This window comes from Qiania dongpingensis (genome assembly GCF_014337195.1).
In the GTDB taxonomy this organism is placed as follows: Bacteria; Bacillota; Clostridia; order Lachnospirales; family Lachnospiraceae; genus Lientehia; species Lientehia dongpingensis.
In genome coordinates this window covers 3,017,926-3,040,574 of record NZ_CP060634.1, presented here as the reverse complement: position 1 = coordinate 3,040,574, position 22,649 = coordinate 3,017,926, and the positions used below count along the sequence as shown (strand labels likewise).

The 22,649-nt window shown below is 50.1% G+C and carries 17 protein-coding genes and 1 other RNA gene; 2 read left to right on the top strand and 16 right to left on the bottom strand.

Annotated features, from left to right (window positions below):
* Positions 1-68: 68 nt before the first annotated feature.
* From H9Q78_RS14245 to H9Q78_RS14220, 6 genes are all read right to left on the bottom strand, one after another.
* Positions 69-1,448 (bottom strand): MATE family efflux transporter, encoded by a 1,380-nt coding sequence (locus H9Q78_RS14245; RefSeq protein WP_249302665.1) that lies wholly within the window; start codon positions 1,446-1,448, stop codon positions 69-71.
* Positions 1,435-2,787 carry a hemolysin family protein gene (locus H9Q78_RS14240; protein ID WP_249302663.1) on the bottom strand — a complete coding sequence of 451 codons (1,353 nt, stop codon included), beginning with the start codon at positions 2,785-2,787 and terminating at the stop codon, positions 1,435-1,437. The genes H9Q78_RS14245 and H9Q78_RS14240 overlap by 14 nt, the downstream gene beginning before the upstream one ends.
* Before the next feature lie 44 nt (positions 2,788-2,831).
* On the bottom strand, positions 2,832-3,176 hold the full coding sequence (locus H9Q78_RS14235) for a type II toxin-antitoxin system PemK/MazF family toxin (RefSeq protein ID WP_147595623.1): 345 nt from the start codon (positions 3,174-3,176) through the stop codon (positions 2,832-2,834).
* An 89-nt stretch (positions 3,177-3,265) separates the two neighbouring features.
* Complete coding sequence (alr, locus tag H9Q78_RS14230) at positions 3,266-4,447, bottom strand: alanine racemase (protein WP_249302661.1); 1,182 nt, start codon at positions 4,445-4,447, stop codon at positions 3,266-3,268.
* 30 nt (positions 4,448-4,477) lie between these two features.
* The gene (locus H9Q78_RS14225) at positions 4,478-5,992 is read right to left on the bottom strand and encodes an NAD(P)H-hydrate dehydratase (RefSeq protein WP_249302659.1); all 1,515 of its coding nucleotides are present in this window, start codon (positions 5,990-5,992) and stop codon (positions 4,478-4,480) included.
* 96 nt (positions 5,993-6,088) lie between these two features.
* A complete protein-coding gene (locus H9Q78_RS14220; protein WP_249302658.1) occupies positions 6,089-6,745 on the bottom strand; it encodes a redox-sensing transcriptional repressor Rex in 657 nt (218 codons plus the stop codon).
* 221 nt (positions 6,746-6,966) lie between these two features.
* Between H9Q78_RS14220 and abc-f the strand changes: the two genes are divergently transcribed.
* A complete protein-coding gene (gene abc-f / locus H9Q78_RS14215) occupies positions 6,967-8,898 on the top strand; it encodes a ribosomal protection-like ABC-F family protein (RefSeq protein WP_249302656.1) in 1,932 nt (643 codons plus the stop codon).
* A 102-nt stretch (positions 8,899-9,000) separates the two neighbouring features.
* Here abc-f and H9Q78_RS14210 read toward each other — a convergent pair whose 3' ends face one another.
* From H9Q78_RS14210 to H9Q78_RS14200, 3 genes are all read right to left on the bottom strand, one after another.
* Entirely contained in the window at positions 9,001-9,867 is an 867-nt protein-coding gene (locus tag H9Q78_RS14210; protein ID WP_249302654.1) for a DUF6612 family protein, read from the bottom strand.
* Between the two features lie 85 nt (positions 9,868-9,952).
* Positions 9,953-10,858: a S8 family peptidase gene (locus tag H9Q78_RS14205; RefSeq protein WP_249302651.1), complete on the bottom strand. Its 906-nt coding sequence runs from the start codon at positions 10,856-10,858 to the stop codon at positions 9,953-9,955.
* 848 nt (positions 10,859-11,706) lie between these two features.
* Positions 11,707-12,921, bottom strand: a complete 1,215-nt coding sequence (locus H9Q78_RS14200) for an NADP-dependent isocitrate dehydrogenase (RefSeq protein ID WP_249302650.1) — start codon at positions 12,919-12,921, stop codon at positions 11,707-11,709.
* Positions 12,922-13,157: 236 nt separating this feature from the next.
* On the opposite strand from H9Q78_RS14200, the gene H9Q78_RS14195 reads away from it, so the two are divergent.
* Positions 13,158-14,390: a 6-phosphofructokinase gene (locus H9Q78_RS14195; protein WP_249302648.1), complete on the top strand. Its 1,233-nt coding sequence runs from the start codon at positions 13,158-13,160 to the stop codon at positions 14,388-14,390.
* A 91-nt stretch (positions 14,391-14,481) separates the two neighbouring features.
* Here H9Q78_RS14195 and H9Q78_RS14190 read toward each other — a convergent pair whose 3' ends face one another.
* From H9Q78_RS14190 to H9Q78_RS14160, 7 genes are all read right to left on the bottom strand, one after another.
* Positions 14,482-16,179 carry a sensor domain-containing diguanylate cyclase gene (locus H9Q78_RS14190; RefSeq protein WP_249302646.1) on the bottom strand — a complete coding sequence of 566 codons (1,698 nt, stop codon included), beginning with the start codon at positions 16,177-16,179 and terminating at the stop codon, positions 14,482-14,484.
* Positions 16,180-16,272: 93 nt separating this feature from the next.
* Positions 16,273-18,627 carry a SpoIID/LytB domain-containing protein gene (locus tag H9Q78_RS14185; protein ID WP_249302644.1) on the bottom strand — a complete coding sequence of 785 codons (2,355 nt, stop codon included), beginning with the start codon at positions 18,625-18,627 and terminating at the stop codon, positions 16,273-16,275.
* Positions 18,628-18,735: 108 nt separating this feature from the next.
* Positions 18,736-18,915: non-coding RNA, 6S RNA (gene ssrS / locus H9Q78_RS14180), on the bottom strand.
* A 78-nt stretch (positions 18,916-18,993) separates the two neighbouring features.
* Positions 18,994-19,461, bottom strand: coding sequence for a cytidine deaminase (gene cdd / locus H9Q78_RS14175; RefSeq protein ID WP_408635180.1), 468 nt, complete (start codon positions 19,459-19,461; stop codon positions 18,994-18,996).
* 6 nt (positions 19,462-19,467) lie between these two features.
* Positions 19,468-20,124 (bottom strand): deoxyribose-phosphate aldolase, encoded by a 657-nt coding sequence (gene deoC, locus H9Q78_RS14170; protein ID WP_249302640.1) that lies wholly within the window; start codon positions 20,122-20,124, stop codon positions 19,468-19,470.
* A 122-nt stretch (positions 20,125-20,246) separates the two neighbouring features.
* A complete protein-coding gene (locus H9Q78_RS14165; RefSeq protein WP_249302639.1) occupies positions 20,247-21,035 on the bottom strand; it encodes a TIGR03915 family putative DNA repair protein in 789 nt (262 codons plus the stop codon).
* A gap of 9 nt (positions 21,036-21,044) precedes the next feature.
* Positions 21,045-22,574: a putative DNA modification/repair radical SAM protein gene (locus tag H9Q78_RS14160; protein WP_249302638.1), complete on the bottom strand. Its 1,530-nt coding sequence runs from the start codon at positions 22,572-22,574 to the stop codon at positions 21,045-21,047.
* Between the last annotated feature and the right edge of the window lie 75 nt (positions 22,575-22,649).

The window sequence follows — 22,649 nt, the reverse complement described above, 5'->3', positions numbered from 1 at the left end:
TCCTTTAGTTTCGCTTATTATCTTATCCGACTTTTTATTTTATCATCTTTTCCGTATCCTGACAAGGCTTAAGACACGCCTGCCGCAAGATTTTTCAGCCATCTCTTCTTCTTATAGCGCCGGTATCCAATGAAAAACTTCGCAAACTCCTCCGTGAGCGTCATGGCGAACACCAGATGTATCGGAAGCCGGAATACCAGCGCGCCCAAAAATGACATGGGAACGCCGATAAGCCAGACGCTTCCGCTGTCCAGCATCAGACAGAACCTGGTATCTCCTCCGCTTCGCAGGACCCCCACCACATTCACGATATTGAACATTTTAAATGGAAGGAACAGCCCATAAACCAGCATACAGTAGGCGGCTTCCTTCAGCACTGTTTCAGATACGTCATAAAAGCCTACCAGCAGATTCCGTGTAACAATGCAGAACACGGCCAGCAGTATCGACGCCGTAAATTGAAGCCATAATAGCTTAGACGCGTCTTTTTCCGCGTCCTTGATCCGTCCGGCCCCCAGTTCATTTCCGAGAATTACAGTGGAAGCGGCAGATATTCCCTGGAAAAATACCAGAATCATATCCTGAATGGTCTGAGCGATAGTCACCGCCGCCACAGAGGTATCTCCCATTCTTCCATAAGCCAGGGAATACATGGTCACTCCCAGCCCCCACATGAATTCGTTTCCGATTATGGGCAGCACCGTCCGTATGTACTCTTTTATCAGTGTCTTTGGATAGCCGATAAGGTCAGAAACCTTCGCCGCCAGCTCTGTTTTCCACCCGTAAACATATAGAAAAATACAGGTCACTTCCACCACTCTGGCTGTGAGCGTTGCGACAGCCGCGCCGCTGACTCCCATGGCCGGCGCACCGAAATGTCCGAAGATCAGAGCATAGTTTAACGTAATATTGACCATGATCGCGATCAGGCTTGTCACCACCGGCGTCCTGACTCTTCCAACAGACCGCATTGCCGCCACGTATATATTCGTGACCGCTGTAAACGGATAGCTGATGCAGGCCAGCCTCAGATAAGCGGCTCCCGTCTCCACAGAGGTGGGACTGTTGGTGAAGATCCCCATGACAGCCTCCGGGGCAAGAAAACTGGGCAGAGTAAAAAGAAGAGAACCGATGATCCCCAGGATCAGGGAAATGCCCAACACCTTTCGAATATTCTTCCCATCGTGATTTCCCCAGAAATGGGCGCTCAGCACGGAGGCGCCGCTGGCGATTCCGAATATCAGAAGATTAAACACAAAAAACACCTTGTTGGCCAGCCCCACTCCGGCAATAGCTGTTTCACCCAAGGTGCCGATCATCATAGTATCCACCATGTTCGTAACGGTATTGAGAAGTGCCTGTGCTGCCACAGGCACTGCGATCATGACCGTCTTTCTCAGAAACACCGCATCCGAAAATACAGCGCGAACCGATTTAATCATCTTCATGTATTTCTTCCTCAGCCGCTTCCTCCTCCGGAAGCTTTTCCACCCTCACCGTATCTATCATCTTATTTTCCACATTCAGTATGGAAAAACGATATCCTCCAAATCGAATCTCCGGCTTCTCGTCCTCGGACGGTATCCGGTCCAGCTTGGATATCAGGAACCCATTGACCGTGTCATAGTCCTCTTCGTCAAAATCCAGCCCCAAGAGCTCTCCCGCATCCGGAAGAGGCGTCATTCCCTTCATCACATATCCGCTTCCGGAAGGAATGATGAACTTTTCTTCCTCATCATATTCATCCAGGATATTTCCTACGATTTCCTCCAGGATGTCTTCCATTGTGATCAGCCCTTCCACCTGCCCATATTCATCTATCACGATGACCATGTGAATCTTCCTGGACTGCATGACCTTGAATAATTTATTGATGTTCCTGGTGACTGGGATAAAATGAGGCTTCCTCAGCAGTCCCTCGATATCCACAAGCTTTTTGCCCCGGAGAGACTCGTTTTTCTGCAGAAGCGCCGCATCCTTTAAATGCAGGATGCCGATGATATCATCCAGACTCTCCCGGTAGACTGGATATCTGGAATTGCTTCCGGACAGCATCACCTCCAGAGCCTCGTCCAGGGTCATATCGCTGTCCAGTGCGGTGATATTAGTCCTATGGGTCATAATATCTCCGGCCTCTTTATCATCAAACTCGAAGATATTTGTGATCATCTCCGCCTCACTCGCCTTAATGACCCCCTGTTCATGGCCCTCGTTGACCATGGACATGATTTCTTCTTCCGTAACGTTGTCGATGTCCTTTCCCGGTTTCACTCCGAATAACCGGGCCGCCAGACCGGACAAGCCGCTTACCAGCCAGGCAGCCGGATAAACCGGTATGGACAGTACCCGGACTGCCGGAAGCAAGGCATATGCCCACCGTTCCGGGTACCGTTTCGCGATCCGTTTTGGCGCTAATACTCCGATACAGAGAAGAACAATCACCAGGACGACTGCTGATACGGCCATCATAGGCAGATATCCCTTTCCAGACTCCGCACTGTTTCTAAAAAAACTATGTAACAGGAACCTCTGTCCCTGTTTCAATAGATAAGCTCCGCATATCAGGCCGTTCACTGTGGATATTACCTGAACCACATTGGCATACGCGAAAGAGCGGTTTGATATCTTTAAGATCCCGGCCGCTTTCCGGTCCCCGTCTTCCTTTCGCTTTAAAAGCTCTGCACTGTTCAGTTCCTGTATGGCGGCGCCAAATCCATAAAATATAACCTCGATCACTATAATTCCCAACAACAGCAGCAAACTCCAGGGCGAATACCCGTCGTCCATGATTATCTCCGGCTCCTTTTCCGTTTCCTGCCATCCGATTCAGCCTATGTATATAAATCCAGGCTGATCAGCAGCGCTGTGTTTACCTTTTGCAGCAGTCCATCATCTAAATGGCAGATTTTTTCCTTTAATCTCTGTTTATCTATTGTGCGGAGCTGCTCTAAGAGAATGACGGAATCTTTCACCATCTGGCAGTGTTCCGCCTTCAGCTCCACATGAGTGGGCAGCTTCGCCTTATTCATCCTTGAAGTGATAGCGGCACAGATGACCGTGGGACTGTGCCGGTTCCCGGTATCATTCTGGATGATCAGCACCGGTCTGACTCCGCCTTGCTCCGACCCGATCACTGGCCGTAAATCCGCATAATAAATGTCGCCTCTTTTAATCATTCTACATTTCACGCTCCGATATCTGCATTGGCTGTACTTCTTTCCTTCCTAGTATTTCCAATGTTTCTTCGGTTCATACGGGAAATGTCCTACAAAACGATTTCATAAGGATCCGTAAAGTAATCCTTTTTTCCCACTATCTTTCCGCCGTCCAGGTAGATCCTCGGGATCCTCTTGCCCAGATCGCACACAAATTCATAATTAAAGGTTCCGGCCAGCTCCGCCAGCTCCTCCACCGAAATCATCTGCTCTCCGTCCCTGCCCACCAAAACAGCCTCGTCTCCCTGCCTCACCTCCGGAACGTCCGTCACATCGACCATCAGCTGATCCATGCAGACACGGCCGGTTATCGGCGCTTTTTTTCCATCCAGGAGCACGTATCCCCGATTGGACAGATTCCTGGGATATCCGTCCCCGTATCCTATGGGGATCGTGGCGATCTTCATTCGTCTCTGGGCCGTGTAGGTCCCGCCGTAGCCCACCGTTTCGCCTGGCTCGATCTCCTTTATAAAAATCACGCGGGCAGTCAGCCGGAGGGCAGGCGTAAGCCCAACCCGTCTCCTGTCGACTTCATTCGAAGGATACATCCCGTACAGTGCGATGCCCGCACGCACCATATCCACATCAAACTGAGGGAGGTCTATGATCGCAGCGCTGTTTCCCATATGCTTCAGCGGAATCTCCACTCCCCTCTTTTTAAGAGCGCTCACAAATCCGTCAAAAATCCGGTACTGTCTTTCCGCATATGATTTATCCTTTTCATCCGCTCTTGCAAAGTGGCTGAATATCCCTTCCAGCATGATCCCCGGCAGCCTGCTCATGGCTTCCGCCTGTGAAAGGGCTTCTTCTCCCGGCCTAAATCCGATCCGATTCATTCCTGTTTCCAATTTTATATGGATAAATGCCTGTTTTCCGCACCTCTTAGCCGCTTCTGAAAGACGCTCCGCCATCTCATAAGTATACACCGTCAGACGTATCTCCTCCATGACTGCTCTTTCGTAAGCGTCTTCCGGAACGTATCCCAGGACCAGAATGGGTTCCTCAATCTGGTGATATCGCAGATTGAACGCCTCCTCGGCCGTCGCCACCGCAAAATAATCTGCCAGGCCCTTAAGCTTTCTCGCAATGGGGACCGCCCCATGTCCATAGCCGTCTGCCTTGATGACCGCACAGATTCTGGTCCCTTTCCGCGTGTTTTCCTTCAGAGCTTTTACGTTGCCATATATGGCATCCAGATCTATCCAAGCCGCTGTGCGGCTATATTCCTTCATCTTTATCCTCCGCTTGTTCTTCCATCCGTTTTATGTCCATTCCTTAAGCACAGCCCCGAGACATGAGATGATATCTGTCGCCATCATCGCATGCATTCCGCATCTCTCTGCCGCCGCATCTCCGGCCAGCCCATGGAGACAGACTCCCATCTCCGCCGCGTCTCCCACATTCATGCCTGCTGCCAATAGTCCTCCCAGAATGCCGCTTAAGACATCCCCGGAACCGCCCGTGGCCATACCGCTGTTCCCTGAGCTGCTGATATAAATGCCGTTTTCCGAAACCACTGCCGTTCTCGCGTCCTTCAGTACACAGACCGCCCCATGCTGTTCCCGGAATTCCAGGGCAGCCGCTATCGGAGCTTTTTTAATCTCATCCACTGTTTTGCCTGTGAGTCTGGACATCTCTCCGATGTGGGGAGTGATGACCGCGCTGCCGTCCAGATATCCGGCCAATTCACAGTGGCGGGCGATCAGATTTAAAGCATCCGCATCCAGTACCTTGGGCAAAGTTACATTTTTTAACAGCCAGTGAAGAATCTGCTCTGCATAGGATTCTGTGGAGAACCCTGGTCCGGCCACCAGCGCATCGGCCCATCTGCAAAGGTCCGCAAGCTCCTCCATATCCGGATGTTCCCGGTCGAAGCCAGTCACGATCGCTTCCGGAAGCATAGTCTTCAGTACCTGCACATTTTCTTTTACCGTATAGATCTGCACGAGTCCCGCTCCTGACCGGTATGACGCCAATGCGCTCATATATGCGGCTCCGCTCATGCGCTTGCTTCCCGCCGCCAGCAGCACCTTTCCAAAGGTACCTTTATTTCCGTCAGCCGGACGCTTCGGCAGCCGCCTCAGATCCTCCGGGCCAAACGTATAAGCCATTCGGCTTTCCATTCCGTTCGGCAGGGAAAATCCAATGTCCGCCACCTTCTTTTTTCCACAGTAAAAAGCGCCCGGATAAAGCACCAATCCAAGCTTCTCAAATCCAAATGTCACCGTCGCGTCCGCCTTCACGGCTGCTCCGAGGATCTGGCCGTCTGATGCGCTGACTCCAGAGGGGATATCCACTGCCAGCACTTTGGCTCCGGATATCCTAGCTCTTTCTATGGCATCCGTCAGTTCTATAAAGGTTTTATTGAGCGGACGGCTTAAGCCTACGCCGAAAAGAGCGTCGATGATCAGTTCAAACCCATTTTCTATACTGTATTCTTGCCTGCTGTCCGCTGTTACTGCCGGAATTCCCAGCTTCTCTGTTATGGCAAGCTGGATGGAATGCTCTTTTGTCGAATGAGATGCCTTTCCGCACAGAAGCACCTTCACCTTCCTTCCATGCAGCTTGAGCATCCTGGCCGCAGCCAGACCGTCGGCCCCGTTGTTCCCCATGCCGCAGATCACCAAAACAGATCCATTCTGACTGCTCATCTGCTCCGCCTCGGCGGACACTGCATACGCCGCCCTTTCCATTAGGACCAGAGAAGGTATGCCCAATTCCTCAATATTATAGCTGTCGATCGCTTTCATTTGACTGCTGTCCGTCAAATACCGCATATCCCACTCCTTTATTGCTTCTGCGAAATAGCAAAATTCCCCGTCAATATGACAGGGGAATCCGCTTCCTTTTTTCTCTTCCACATGGACGCATTTTTAAGAATTCTGGCCGCTTCCTTCCTTATCTCTCTTCTCCGAGATCCGATAAGACAGCTGCATCAGGCTCTCCGACAAATGTACGTTTTCCACCACCACGTCATCCGGAACCTTAAGATCCAGGTGGGCAAAATTCCAGATAGCCTTAATGCCGCATGCGATCAGCCTGTCCGCCACCTCCTGCGCTGTGCTTTTGGGGACTGTGAGCACCGCAATATCAATGTGATGCCCGGATAAAAACTCCTCCAGATTCTTCATATCCAAAGTCTTGATCCCGCGAACACTCTTTCCGATCCGGTCGGGGCTCACATCAAACAAGGCCTGGATCATGAATCCCCGCCGTTCAAAGTTTGAATAATTGGTCAGCGCCTGTCCAAAATTGCCGCCGCCTATGATGATCATGTTATTCTGTCTGTCAATCCCCAGGATCTTCGCAATTTCATTGTAGAGATATTCCACATTGTAACCGTATCCCTGCTGGCCAAAACCGCCGAAATTGTTCAGGTCCTGCCGGATCTGGGATGCTGTCACATTCATTTTTTCGCTGAGGTCATTGGAGGAGATGCGCTCAACTCCACTTTCCATCAGTTCCCCCAAATATCTGTGGTACCGGGGCAGCCGCTTAATGACCGCATTGGAAATTTCCTTTCGTTCCACTCTTACCACCCAATTTCTTATAAGATTATGCTTCCTTTTTATATGCTTATACTTCTTTTTTATTATAGTATCCCTATAGTTGCTTGTCAAATAACTTTGATAATTATTTTACAAAACTGGAAAATGCCTCCCCCCGTCTTATTTTCTCCGCTCCCTTTGTTGACGCTCTCCTCAAAAACAGTTACAATATACCCCAGAAGAAAAAATAGGGGGAATCCGCCATGATACTTTCCTGCCATCAGGTAAGCAAGTCCTTTGGGGACGCCGTTATCATCCAGAACGGCTCCTTTCATATAGAAGACAGAGAGAAAGCAGCCATCGTCGGCATCAACGGCGCCGGCAAATCCACTCTTTTAAAAATCATCACCGGAGAACTTCCGCCCGACAGCGGAACCGTCGTTCTCGGCAAGGACAAGACTCTGGGATATCTGGCCCAGCATCAGGACTGTTCTTCGGATCAAACGGTCTATGATACGCTTCTGGAAGTAAAAAAAGAAGTACTCGCCCTGGAAGAACGCCTGCGGGAATTGGAAATCTCCATGAAACTGACAGAGGGCGAAGAATTGTCACGGCTCATGGACAGTTACGCCAGAACCAGCCACGAATTTGAGCTCCGGAATGGATATGCTTACAAAAGTGAGATCACCGGTGTTCTGAAGGGCCTTGGTTTTACTGAGGAAGATTTCGCAAAACAAGTCCGTGCCTTGTCGGGAGGCCAGAAAACCCGTGTGTTTCTCGGCCGTCTTCTCCTTTCAAAACCTGATATCATCCTCTTGGATGAGCCGACCAATCATCTGGATATGGAATCCATCGCATGGCTGGAAACATATCTGCTCAATTATCCCGGAAGTGTCCTGATCGTCGCCCACGACCGCTATTTTCTGGACCGGGTGGTGACAAAAATCATAGAGATCGACCAGGGGCAGGTATCGGTGTTTTCCGGGAACTATTCTTCCTATGCAGAAAAGCGGTCCATGCTCCGGGATGCAAAGATGAAAGAATATCTGAACCAACAGGCAGAGATCAAGCACCAGGAAGCCGTCATTCAGAAGCTCCGTTCTTTCAACCGGGAAAAATCCATCCGCCGGGCAGAAAGCAGAGAAAAGCTTCTTTCTAAGATCGAGCGGGTGGACAAACCGACGGAAGCTTCTTCTGCCATGCACATCCGGCTGGAGCCCAGGATAATGAGCGGAAATGATGTGCTGACTGTCCGGGAGCTGTCAAAATCCTTTGGGGACAACTGTCTGTTTTCCAATGTTTCCTTTGAAATCAAGCGGGGAGAACGAGTGGCCGTGATCGGCAGCAACGGCACCGGGAAGACCACACTTTTGAAGATCATAAACGGCCTTCTTCCCGCTGATTCCGGAGACATACGCCTTGGCTCCCGAGTCAGAATCGGTTATTATGACCAGGAGCAGCAGGTGCTCCACATGGAAAAAACGCTGTTCGACGAACTTCAGGACGCTTATCCGGATATGGACAACACCCAGGTCCGCAGCGTTTTGGCCGCTTTTCTGTTTACCGGAGACGATGTATTTAAGCTGGTGGGGGATTTGAGCGGCGGTGAGCGGGGGAGAGTCTCCCTGGCTAAGCTCATGCTCTCGGAAAGCAATCTGCTGATTTTGGATGAACCGACGAACCATCTGGACATCGTCTCCAAGGAGATCCTGGAAAACGCGCTGAACGGGTATACCGGTACTGTGCTGTATGTTTCCCACGACCGGTATTTCATCAATAAGACCGCCACCAGGATTCTTGACTTGACCAGCCAGACCTTTGTCAACTACATCGGAAACTACGACTACTATCTGGAAAAACGGGATCAGCTGACAGCCGCTTATACCGCTTCCGCCGAGGCTTCTTCCGACGGTTCCCCTTCCGGCTCGGCCTCTGCGGAAGGAGCCGATACCAAAGCAGACTGGAAAGCGCAAAAGGAAGCTCAGGCCAGAGAGAGAAAACGTCTGAATGACCTGGCCAGAACAGAAGAAGAGATCACCCTACTGGAAAACCGCAATGATGAAATCGATGTTCTGTCCGCCAGACCGGATATCTGTACGAATATGAGCGAGCTTCTAAAGCTCACAGAAGAAAAAAACCAGAATGATTCCCGCCTCTCCGAACTGTATGAACTATGGGAGAGCCTCGCGGAATAAACATCTTATAAAAATCAAAAATCCCCCGCGCCATTTCCGGCATATACCGAAAAAGGCGCGGGGCGTTTACATACTCCTAACTTATAACTACATCTATATTCTTCACAAGTTCATCTCTGTCTCCGCGGCATCCATATCGACTGCCCCGGATTTCACATCGTCCGGCACGAGAATCTCGCTCACAGTATTCAAGGTATAATCCGTCATCGTCACCTTGAAGGCTGTCACCGTCACTTCATCAAAGCCCTGCGCTTCCTTTTGTGACTGCATCGCTGCATTATAGCTGTCCGTAAGGTCAATGGCCAACTCCAGCAACGCTCCGTTCTCACTGTCTATCCTGGCGGTGATCTTCGTATCCAGATCCGCATTGGCATCTGTATCCTTTTCCAGAAGATTTCCTACAGAAGCCATTATCTCCGCTGCCAGCCCCTCGCCATGGACTACGGCGTCCACCTGATAGACTTGTTTTTTATCGGAGTTCTCAGGTCCGGTGAACTTCAGAGTTTCCGTATCCTTTTTCATAAGCTCCAAGGTTTTCGATACATCGGCTGGGGCAGGCATGGCCTCAGATGCCTGCTTAACCCATTGGCCCCCTGCCTTCGTATACATCATATATTTATCACCGTCTTTTACCGCATAGACTTCCGTATCCATCGTGATTCCGGAAAGATCGATATCCAGGGTGCCGGTAATATGGACAGCCTCCGGATCCTTTGTCAGTTCCATATCCTGATTCATTATCAATTCCAGAGTCGCATCCACTCCTCCGGCACTGTAATCCATAGATATCTCCACGGCCATCTTTCCGGTCATGGAAGCGGCTCCCTTAATCGCCTCTTCCGCCTTTTCAATCAGCCTCTCCGCTGTCACTGTCTCCGCCTGGGTCTTCTTGTTTCCGCAACCCGTATACATTCCTAAAATCGTGGAAAATATTAAGATCAATGCCAGATATATTCTGCCTTTTTTCATTTAGAGTCCTCTTTTTCTTTGTCGCGTCATAATTCAGCGAACACATGCTGCATCAGTTTGCAAGCTCTTGTTCGTTTTTATCATATCATTCATCCAGCAATCTGGCAATATGAATCATTCCCCAGCCCTGCTGGTTTCTGGGAAGCCCCAGATCTATGGTACTCTTCATCAGTTTAAGTTTCACGTCTTGAGGCGTCATCTCCGGGTGCTTCTCCAAAAGAAGCGCAATAGCGCCTGACACTACCGGCGTCGCCATGGACGTACCGCTTTTCACTCCATACGGCTTGTTGTTTTTTCGACCCACGGCGTTGCAGGATACAATGGATGCCCCCGGCGCTACCACATCCGGTTTACAGATACACCGGGACGTGGGGCCTCTGCCGGAATAGTCTACCATCGGCGCCCCGCAGACCTCCACCGCATGATGATCATCGGATGATCCGACCGTTATCACTTTCCTGCTGATACCCGGTGTCGTCACCGACATGGCAGAAGGACCTTCATTTCCCGCCGCCACCACCACGACCAGTCCATCCGCCCAGGCTTCTTCTACCCCGCGGATCAGCGCGGACTCCTCTCCCGTCTCCCTTTTGGGAATGGAGCCCACCGATATATTGACAATGCGGATGCCATACTCTTCTTTGTACTCCCGCAGCCATTTAAGGCCCCGCAGCAGATTTGCCACAGAGCCGTTTCCCTTGTAGTCAAGTACTTTAATGCCTATCAGACTGCATCCGGGAGCCATACCTTCATAGAGGCCTCCGGACGCTTCTCCGCTGCCTCCCAGCACCCCCATCACATGGGTCCCGTGGGAATTATCATCATATGGAAACCTTCTTCCATTTAACATATCCTGAAAGCCATACAGCCGATGAGCGAAATCCTGGTGAGGATATACCCCCGTATCCAGGACGGCTATGCCGACGCCCTTTCCTGTCAGCCCTTGTTTTCTGGCCCATTCGGTGCCAATCATTTTGTGTACGTGATTCATCTGACCCTCCCCGCCCTGGTTTCATACCTTTATCATATTCCTGAAAATCCGGAAGGGTCCGTAATAATATCCTTTTGAATACTTTTAATGAAACTCATCCTAATTAATCAGAAGGAGCAGGAGGAAATCCGCTTCCATCCAAGCGGCTCGCTGGCAGCCGTAACCAGAATCTTTACGGCCTCCAGTCGGTCCTTTCCAACTGACATGGATAAATCGATATTTTTCCATGTCAGATTCCAATAAAAACCTGCATGAGATTCGGTTTTTACCTCCCTGCGGCCGGGAAAATCCTGCTAACGCCTTTGCGGCGCTCGCCTTACGATGGAATCGGATCCTTCCTCTTGCTCTTCTTCCCGCACCGAAATAAGCTCTCATTCGTTTTAAAAGCCATGGGCGGTCCACCGCGGCCCGCTGCCGTAAGGCGCGCGGGCCGTGTGGATATCCGATTCTTTTCTGGAATCAAGGGAACGGAAGTCGTCTGAAATGGTGCGACAGAAAGAATACCGGCAGAAAGATTCCGGGCCGGCCTAAAGGTGAGCGCCGCAGGGCAGCGGCCGGTGTTTCCCAGGCGGAGGGAGGCAGAAACGAAAAATACCGATTCCGTTTCTGAGCGAACCGGAGGCGGGAAATCATAAAGATTTCCCGCTGACATGTGAGCAGTACTCCTGGAGCGGGGATAAAGCGGCCCCTGAATCGCCAGCGAACCGAAATCGTGACGGTCTGGAACTTCTGCCGGTGTCTTGGTATAGACTTTACAGGAATGATTGCAAAAAATATTTGGTTGTATTAAAACAAAAACAGAGGGTCCGGAATCACCAGACCCTCTGCTCCTTTTGTCTCAATCAGATTTAACAGCCAAGTTTTCTTTCCAGGCGTTCCCGGATGGCTTTAATGAACTCACTGCTCTCCGCCACATGAGGATCCGGAATCGTCGTCATAAGCGCCAGATCCTTTGTCATGATACCGTCCTCAATGGTCTGAATGGTCGCGCTCTCCAGGAAATCAGCAAATTCCTGCAGTCTCTTGCTGCCGTCCAGTTCCCCTCTCTTTCTCAGGGCCCCGCTCCAGGCAAAAATCGTTGCGACGGAATTCGTCGACGTACTCTCGCCTTTCAGATACTTATAATAATGCCGCTGCACCGTCCCATGGGCCGCTTCATATTCATAATTTCCGTCTGGTGACACCAGGACAGAAGTCATCATGGCAAGAGAACCGAATGCAGTAGCGACCATATCGCTCATCACATCTCCGTCATAGTTTTTGCACGCCCAGATATATCCGCCTTCTGATTTGATGACACGGGCCACTGCGTCATCAATCAAGGTATAGAAATAAGTGATGCCTGCCTTTGAAAATTTTCCGGCATATTCTTTATCGTAAATCTCCTGGAAAATATCCTTAAATGTATGATCATATTTTTTAGATATGGTATCCTTTGTGGCAAACCACAAATCCTGCCTGGTATCCAACGCATAGCTGAAGCAGCAGCGGGCAAAGCTTTCAATGGATCGGTTCAGATTATGCATGCCCTGCAGTACACCGGGGCCCTTGAACTCGTGGATTGGTTCCCGTGTTTCCACACCATTTGCATCCGTATACACCAATTCACAGATACCCGGGCCGGGAATTTTCATTTCTGCAGCTTTATACACATCTCCATACGCGTGTCTCGCGATGGTTATGGGCTTGGTCCAGGTCTTTACGTATGGCTCGATTCCTTTTACAATGATCGGCGCCCGGAAAACAGTTCCGTCCAGGATTGCACGGATCGTGCCGTTGGGGCTCTTCCACATTTCTTTCAGGCCATATTCCTTAACCCTGGCCGCATTGGGAGTAATGGTAGCACATTTCACAGCCACGCCATATTTTTTAGTCGCCTCCGCCGCCTCTGTGGTCACCTTGTCATTTGTAGCGTCTCTGTGCTCCAGTCCCAGGTCATAGTATTCCGTATTGAGATCAATAAACGGAAGCAACAGCTCTTCCTTTATGATTTTCCACAATATACGAGTCATCTCGTCCCCATCCATCTCTACGATGGGAGCCTGCATTTTGATCTTATCCATGCTTGTCCTCCTTCAGCCTGCCGCCTGCCGTCTCTCCCCGGCATTTTCTCCCTTATTATAGGCATATTTCATATAACTGTCAACAAAGGCTCCGCGTGTTTTTTGTGTTTTCCCCCGCAAGCCCTTGTCAAAATTGTCTTTTTGTTATAGAATTATGCTAATTTGGCTAATATATCGGCCATATTCGCAGCATTTACGCTGCGGAAGACCCAACAGAAAAAAAGGAGAGATCACACATGAGCAAAAAAAATGTCATTGTCGGACAGTCCGGCGGCCCTACTTCCGTAATCAACAGCAGCCTTTACGGCGTGGTTACCGGATTCCTGGGCTCTGAGAAGATTGACAAGATTTACGGTATGGTAAATGGCATCGAGGGTTTCCTGGCTGGAAAGACTACGGTCCTTTCCGACCTTTCAAAGGACGAGCTGGAGATTTTACAGACGACTCCCGCTTCTTATCTGAAATCCTGCCGTTTTAAGCTGCCGGAAGATTTAAACGACCCGGTATATCCTACTCTTCTGAAAAAATTTGAAGAAATGAACATTGGTTACTTTTTCTATATCGGCGGCAACGATTCCATGGACACCGTGTCCAAACTCTCCCGTTATGGCGAGAAGGCCGGCACTGATATCATCTTCATGGGTGTTCCCAAGACCATTGACAACGACCTGATCGTGACGGACCATACGCCCGGATACGGCAGCGCCGCAAAATATGTGGCAACCACAGTCCGTGAATGTGCATTGGATGCCGGCGTTTATGCCGCTCCCTGTGTAACTGTCGTTGAAATCATGGGCAGGCATGCCGGCTGGCTGACCGCCGCATCTGTCCTGGCAAGGAAATTTGAGGGAGACGCCCCTCATCTGATCTATCTGCCGGAAACCGCATTTGATATGGACCAGTGCCTGGCTGACGTGAAAAAGTGCCTGGAGAAAACAAGCAATGTTGTCGTCTGCATTTCAGAAGGCATTGCCGACAAAGACGGCAAATTCATCTGTGAATACGCCGGCGCCGACGGCGCTGTAGACAGCTTCGGTCATAAGAAGCTGACCGGCAGCGGCAAATATTTATCCGAAGTCATCAATGAAAAGCTCGGCGTAAAGGTTCGTTCCCTGGAATTTGGCATCATCCAAAGATGCGGCGCTTCTTTGGCTTCTGCCACAGATATCGAAGAAGCCGCCATGGCCGGTTCCGTAGCCGCAAAGGCCGCACTGGAAGGAAAGACCGGTATGATGGTCGCTTTCATCAGAGAACCTGGGGAAGAATATAAGATCACTTATCAGCTGACAGACGTCAACGAAGTGTGCAACAAAGAAAAGCCCTTCCCGGCTGAATGGATCACCGACAACGGCACCAACATCGGAGAAGGCTATGTAAAATATGCACTTCCCCTGATTCAGGGCGCATCTCCTGTGAAGCTGGTAAATGGCCTTCCTGCATTTTTAGATCTTGCCACCACCCTGAAATAATCAAGACTAATCAAAACACATCGTTTTACCATAAAAGCCCTGAAGGCGGCCGTTTCCGGTCCTCCTTTCAGGGCCTTTTCATTTTCTCCGCCTATCTACTGCTGTGGAAGGCTGCTTTTTCCCGGTACATGTTCTCATCCGCTTTTTTCCACAGTCCGTCTATACCGCAATCCGGATATTCTTTTTCGGATGCTGTCCCCCGCGCGATGGACAAACAGAATGGATCCTCCGAGTGCCGTCTGTTATACTCGGCAATCCTTTCGTCCATATAGCTCAGCCGTTCTTCCACATTTACATCCTCTCGGGTGACCGCCACAAAAAACTCGTCGCCTCCAATACGATATATGGTCCCCGCTTCTCCAAAGGCTGATTTTATGCAATCCGCCGCGCTCTGAAGGAGCCGGTCTCCCGCCTTATGCCCATATTTGTCATTGGTCTGCTTCAATCCGTTCAGATCCAGCATGATAAAGGTCAGGTTCTTCTCTGATCTCACTTCCGCATTTAACCCGTCTATAAATTCTTCAAAAGAGCTGCGGTTATTCACCTGAGTCATCAGATCAGTATACGCCAGTTTTTGATATACGGCCGCCTGCGTCCTGACCTCCTGATAAGACAGCAGCATTTTTACCGACATGTAGCCTAGTATCAAGATGAACAACAGAAAACCCATTCGGAAAAACAGACTGTTATCCAGTCGTCTGCTGATATAAAAGTTCAACAAAGCAGCAAAGGAGAATAAGGTCAGCGCCCCAATGGCCACGAGCATACCCTTGGCATAATAAGAAGCGTGATTCCGAACATCATAGATCAGATAACAGATTATAAAAATAATCACCGCTGCCAATAACAGATGCGTCACCGGAAGCATTTGAGGATAATCCGCTATTCCTGCCGCGTAAAAAATACTCTGCACGGCACAATTGAGCAGGCACATCAGCTGGAAGCTTCTGAACATACGCGTCTTTCCCGCGCAGATTTTCTCCACAAAGCCTATCATCGGCACAGGAAGAAGCATAAAGCTGAAAAACGAAGTCACGCACAAAGCGATGCCGCTCTTAAACACAAGCTGAGGCAGAGACGAATCCGTCCAGATCCAAACGGCAGACAAGAACACAAACAAGCCAAGATTCAAAAAAACCCCGCTCTCTTCCGTAATCTTCTTATATCTTGCCCAGACAAAGCAGGCGAACAGCGCTACACAAAATAGGAGCATCAGGATAAGACACAGCACGAGACCGGCCTGGGATTTCAGCATTTGGAAGATCAGATCGCTGGTATTATCAAGGTATACGGACTTAATTGCGGCTTTCTCTTCCCAATAATTCATTTTCAGATGGATGGAAATCTCTTCTCCGCTGTATTCTTCTTTCATGGGTACAAAACATTTGATATTGCCGAGCAGATTACCCAGAGGAGGAAGATTTTCATAGCCGTAGTCATAAATACACGTCTCTCCCACATACACCTGAACGCTCTGATAATCATTGGAAAACATCAGGCTCTGTCCCTCTCCCGTCTCTGGAAGCACATTATAAAACACTCCCTCTCCGCCTTCATAAGAAACCTGTGCCGGGAACGCTTCTACCGCATGTTTTTCTCCTCCGCTCAGATAATACCATCCCTGCTGAAATTGATTCGCCGAAACCTCCGGCGAAACCGACGGAAGTCCTGATGTCTGGCTGATCACGGCTGTCAGCCATATGAATATCACAATTACAGCTATGATCAAAACGAAATATATCTGTTTTATGCCATTCCGGCGCTGGTCACTGGGGGCTGTTTTTCCCATATCGTCATACCCTTCCCGAAAAAAGTCTTTCCATACCTTCTCCCTATTATATCTTTCAGGAACAGCAGATACAAGCGTTTTCTCATCTCTTCCTTAATACTCCTGAAATATTTCAGTTCCAGGATAAAAATACTGAAGAATCTCCACGCAGGATTTTCCCTGGCCTGCAAGTGTACTGGCCGCGGTTTGGCTCATTCCCACTCCATGTCCGTATCCCCCTCCTCTGAGCTTCCAGCCGCTCAAGGCTTCTCCGTCTTTGATTTCTTCCATCCATACGCTGGCGCTTGGAAGGATGGTCTTGCCGGTGGAGGTGCTGCCGTCCAGTCTTGTATAGACATGCTCCGTGTCTCCCAGAAGAGCTCTGACTGTTCCCGGCCGTTCGATCCGGACAGCTCCTTCCGTCCCTTCGATCAGCAGCCGGTTGACAAATCCGCTCTGATTTCTTTCCTCCACTTTCATTCCGGTGACATTCCCTATACTGTCCGGCCCATTTCCTCCGTCCGCCGCCGCAAAGCTTCCGTCTCCCTGCCGGAAAAGCACAAGCTCCTCGTGGCTTTTCGCATAGTCTTTCAGAAACTTATCCATTCGCGCCGTCATTTTCTCAGTGGATATCGTCGTTTCCCACCGGTACCACGGCGCGCCGCTCTCCAGGTTTCCCCCTTCTCTGTTCTCCAGATAAGCCCGGAAAGCTTCTTCCGATGATAAGTCCGGCGCTGCTCCATCCGCCATATAAATACTCTTCAAATATGGATATTTCGTCTGGTCGCTGCCCCACACCTGCATGTCATTTCCAAAGCCGCAGGACGTGGCATAATAATAAGTGGTCACCAGGCTTCCCCCATAGGTGAGGACTTCTCCATAGGTCTCCTCCACCGCCTGTCTCGTAAGATCGTCGGTCTCGGTGTTGTTATACACCTGAAAGGTCGTACTGTCGTCCACATGGGCGCCGTAAGTACTGTACGCGCTGCCTTCAATCTGTCTGCAGGCATAGCTCCTGGCACAGACAGCCTGTGCTTTCAGAGCCTCCAGCCCATAGCTCTCCGGCATTTCGCTGGGTACCACGTAGCAGAGATACGTTTCCAGATCCACTTCATTGATGATGAGTATCCCTTCCTCGGATACGGCCAGTTCTATGGTCCCTTCATACCAAGGCGCGCCATATTTTCTGGAAAAAGAGGTAAATCCAATCTTTCCGCCATCATCCGGAGTAATATGGACTCTTCCCTTGGAAAAATATGGGCTGTCCTTGTTTATTTCCACACTTTCCCCCGCTTCATGGCGTTCCGAAGCTTCTCCTTCATTGTAAGTTACTGTAAATGCTTTATCAGAAGTGAACGCCGCTGTCTCATGAAATATGGATCCAATCTTAGCGTCGGTCAGGAGTACCCGTATGTTCTCCGCCGTAACGCTCTTTCCTATCAGAGCCGCGCATATCTTTCCTTCCGCCACCACGAATTCCGCCTGGTCATATCCGATCATCAGATCCCCTGCCGACAGCTCCGCAAATCCCCCATAAGTCCGATAAGCATGAAAGGTATCTGCCAAAGGAACCTTGCCGTATCCCTCGATTTCCATCTCACCGTCTCCTGCCGCTAAAAGCTTGCCTCTTATGGTTTCCTTTTTCAGGGCCACTTCTGTTACTTTTCCTTTTTTCAGCATGATGTCCCCCGTCATCCCGCTGCATTCCTTCTCTATGCTTCCCACCTGGAACTTTCTCCAGGTCCCGTACAAATAGACTTTAAGTTCTCCGGATCCGTAGGAGTCCAGCCATACGTTTTCATATGTAATCTCTTCCGATACCACTTCCTCCACCTGCAGCAGTTCTGCTCCTTTCGTCCTCACTTTTAGGCGCATATCCACCATCGAGTCCAAAGACAGCCCCTGAAAATTTAATACCCCTTTATCGGTTCGGGCTTCCCAGGAACCGGCGTCCTCCAGATTATTCGGCGTCCCGATCAATAATATCTCCTGTTCGATTACAGCCCCTGCCGTATCGTATTTTCCCAGTAGAAGCTCATAGAAATGTGACCAGTCCTCTTTCGATACCGGATCTTTTCCGGAAGCGCCGTTAGAAAATGTAATTTTTTCTGGAAGCTGCAGCCATTCTGCCATATAAAGAAGCTCCTGGCAGTTTAAAGCTCCTCCCATGGCTTTTCTGTCCGCCGGAATCTGTTCGGCATCCCATATCCCCTGTCCGTACAGATATTCTGCGTAAGGCACATACCAGTTTTCAGCGTCATCCTGAGAAAAATTCTGAATCCCGGCCGCATTTATTTCCTCTCCGTCTGCGATCGCCAGCGCAGTCTGTCTGGCAGCCAATGCCCGCGTGACACAGTCTGTCCCATTTCTTCCCTTAAAAAAAAGCCAGGCTGCCAATCCTCCCAGACAAATCAGCATCAGGGCAGTCAGCCATAACAGCCCTCTTTTTCCTTTTTTTCGATCGGTCATATTTCTCCTCCCTCATCCGCTTTTTTTGATGCCGGCTAACGCTCTTTTTTAACGGCATAACAAAAGACAGCATATTATCATAAGATAATATGCTGTCTGCATCTTTCGTATTCCCCCGAAATGCCGGTTCCTGCATTTTTGATTCCTAGCCCTCGCTAGGTGGGCAACCGCAAATGAGCTTCTGCCATCCACTCAAAGGAGGCCCGACATCCACTCACTGATATTGGAATCCCGTTTTACACTCTGTAGGTTCAAAACATACAGGATGGTCGAACATTCCAGGTGGTTCTTCTCTTCAATTCTATTAGCTATTATATACCAGAAGGTGCTATCTGACAAGGGCAATTTCTGCCAAAATACACAGTTTTAGAGGGTGTCGGGACCGAAGCTTTCCGGCAGAAGTTCCTCCAGCAAAAACACCTTATAATCCTCCAAAGATCTGGCCAGGACCACTTGGAATTTGGAAGGATCACAGAATTCCCGCATCACCTGACGGCAGACTCCGCAGGGAGGGCAGTACTCCACTGTCTTACCATCCCGGCCTCCTGCTATGACAATACAGGAAAACGATCTTCTTCCTTCGCTCACCGCTTTAAAGAAGGCCGTCCTCTCCGCGCAGTTTGTCGCGGAATAGGAAGCATTCTCAATATTGCAGCCGGTAAATACCGCCCCGTCTTCACACAGAAGAGCCGCCGCCACATGAAAGTGGGAATACGGTGCATAAGATAAGGCCAGCTGCTCCATCGCTCGTCCAATCAAACTCCGGAGCTTCTCTGGTTTGATCCCCTTCTGTTCCATACCCTTCATTTTTCCTTTCCCATGATTCTTCTGCAAAAGGAATCATTCCCTCTCGCTCTTCATTATCTTTACCAGGCGGCTGGTGCCCAGACGGCTCGCCCCCAGCATGATAAAACGTTCCGCGTCGTCAAAAGAACCGATTCCTCCCGCCGCTTTGATCTTCACACCGTCTCCCACATGACGGGAAAACAGTTCCACATCAGCGAAGGTGGCTCCTGCCGCAGAAAATCCTGTGGACGTCTTAATGTAGTCGGCCCCTGCCTCTGTTACGATTTCGCAGAGTGAAGATTTCTCTTCCTCAGATAAAAGGCAGGTCTCCACGATCACTTTAAGGATCTTATCTCCGCAGGCATCCTTGACCGCCCGTATCTCGTCCCTTATATCGTCCAGTCTTCCATCCTTCACATCGCCCAGGTTTATGACCATATCAATCTCATCGGCGCCTTCCTTCAAGGCTTCCTTTGTTTCAAATACCTTCACCGCCGTTGTATTATACCCATTCGGAAATCCGATCACCGTACAGACTCTCATGCGATCTCCCACATATTCCTTAACACGCTTTACATAAGAAGGAGGTATACAGACAGATGCCGTATCAAATGTGACGGCATCGTCACAAATGGTCTTTATCTCCTCCCAGGTCGCTGTCTGAGACAGCAGAGTATGATCCACACATTTTAAAATTTCTTCTCTGTTCATATATTCCTCTCCCGCAGGCTGACATTTTACGAAACCGCATATTCGGCCGCCGGTTTCGCGCTACGCCTTATTATATCATATCCCCTGGATTCTTACTATAATCATCGGAAAATTTTATCCCCTCACAAAAATTCTGTCATATGCTTCCGATACCACAGCGGCATCATCGTCCTCTGGCAGCGGTAATTTTTCCTGTCCTCGATTCCAATGGTATTGAAAAACACCTTCCACAAATCCGTGTATCCGTCGTTTTCCTTATTCCTGTCCAAAAAAATACCCGCCTGTTCCTCTGTAAGGCGGGCAAGCACATAAGGCTTCAAAGCTTCATGGACAGCAGCCAGCGCTCTCGTCTCATCGTATATGATCCAATTCTCTCCTGAAAACCGGTCCTCAAAATGAGGAGCAACCAGAGTCAGCACATTGCTCTTCGGTGCGATGGCCGCAAACAGAACGCCGTTTTTCAGTTGTTCAAACCGAATGAATTCCAGAAAAAGGTGCGCTTCATTTGCCACCTTCCGGGCCAGTTCAAACACGCGGCCGACTGCCGGAAGCTGCAGCATCCGAAGGGTATCCTCCTTATAGCGGAACCCTTCCATCAGAAAACGGTAGATGGCATCAGCCCGGTCCGGCTGAGAGGACATAGCGGTCCGGTAAACTCTGCGGAACGCTTCACCGGATATTTTCTTACGGATGGCGCGTGCTACTTTCTCCGCTTTATCCGCATCAGGAAATACTTCTTCATATTCAAAAAACAGCTCCGGCTCATACTGCCTTATGAGAAACAGCCTGACGTTCTCGTGCCCTGTCTCCATTCCTGAAGCCCAAGCGTCATATATCCCTGTGAATATGCCTTCAATCGTGTCCTCACATAAGAACCCTTTCATACCCATCGCTTCCTTTCTGTTTTCCATCGCCGGCTCCTACAGCTGCCCAGCCGCCGCTTTCCGAAAATCCTCCACCGTGGGCGGAATCTCCAGCTTCATATCATCGAACAGGCTCAGCTGCCGAAAGCTCTCCTGGTGCTCGATCTGCCAGTTCTTTTTCTGACTGTCGCTGATCAGCCCGGCTGTGATCCGGTTTTCCTCCAGTTTCACCGGATACATCTGCCGGCCGCCGCAGGTGATAAAATAGTGAGCGCGCTTAAGGACCACTCCCAGCTTCTTCAAATCCGGAAAATCGAGCTTTCCCATTCTTCTCGCCTGTATAATGCGGCGCGCTGATTTCGCTCCAATTCCCGGCACACGCAGCAGCAGCTCATAAGCTGCCAGATTGATTTCCACCGGAAAGTATTCCAGATGGCGGACTGCCCAGTCACATTTAGGATCCAGGAAAACATTGAAATTGGGCTTGTCCTCCGACAGAAGCTCTTCTGCCCGAAAACCATAAAACCGGAGCAGCCAGTCGGCCTGGTAGAGCCGATGCTCACGCAGGAGCGGCGGCTTTTCCCCCGGCGCGGGCAGAGCGCTGTCTTCGTTGATTCCCACATAGGCAGAAAAAAACACTCGCTTCAGATCATATTTCTGATACAAGGCCTGCGTCACCATCATCATGTGATAATCGCTCTCCGGGGTGGCGCCCACAATGATCTGTGTGCTCTGTCCCGCCGGGACATACGTACGTATCTCGTTTCTCTCCCGCCTAGCCAGTCCTCTTCTTCCGTCATATCCTTCCAAAACAGGAGCGGCACCCAAATCTCTCCCATCTATGGCATGGCCCGCTCTTTTGCCCAGTCCGTCTCTCTCTCCCTCCTCCAACCGGAAAATGCCGTTGGAAAAGCTCTTTGCTCCATAAGCCCTTTCAAGCCTGGCCGTCTGGCCCATGGACAATCTGGAATCTGCGATTCCCGCCTGAATCTGCCGCATGGGCCCCAGTATCGTCTGCCTGCTCTTATGAGGAGCGAGGGAACGGAGACTCTCCGCCGTCGGAAGCTCCAGATTGATGCTCATCCGATCCGCCAAAAGGCCTATCTGGTCTATCAAGGCCGCATCCGCGCCTGGAATGGCTTTCACATGGATATATCCCCGAAACTGGTACACCTCCCGCAGCTTATATAAAACTTCATAGACCTGTGCCATGGTATGATCAGGAGATTTCATGACACCTGAGCTCAGAAAAAGCCCTTCAATATAATTTCTCCGGTAAAACTCTATCGTCAGCGCACAAACTTCATCCGGCGTGAACGCTGTGCGCTCCACGTCGTTGGACCGCCGGTTGATGCAGTATTTACAGTCATAAATACAATGGTTGGTCAGAAGAATCTTAAGGAGCGAAATACAGCGCCCGTCCGATGCAAAGCTGTGGCATATGCCGGCTGCCGATGCATTTCCCAGCGCCCCCGGTTTTCCGGGCCGATCTACACCGCTGGAAGTACAGGCCGCGTCATACTTCGCCGCGTCTGATAAAATCCTCAGTTTTTCCTTTAGCTCCATCGTCCCCTGTCCGATTTCCATAACAAGCGCCTCCCAAATCCGAATGTATGTTCTGATTTAGTATAGCATCTAATTCCCGGGAAGGCAAGCTGTTTT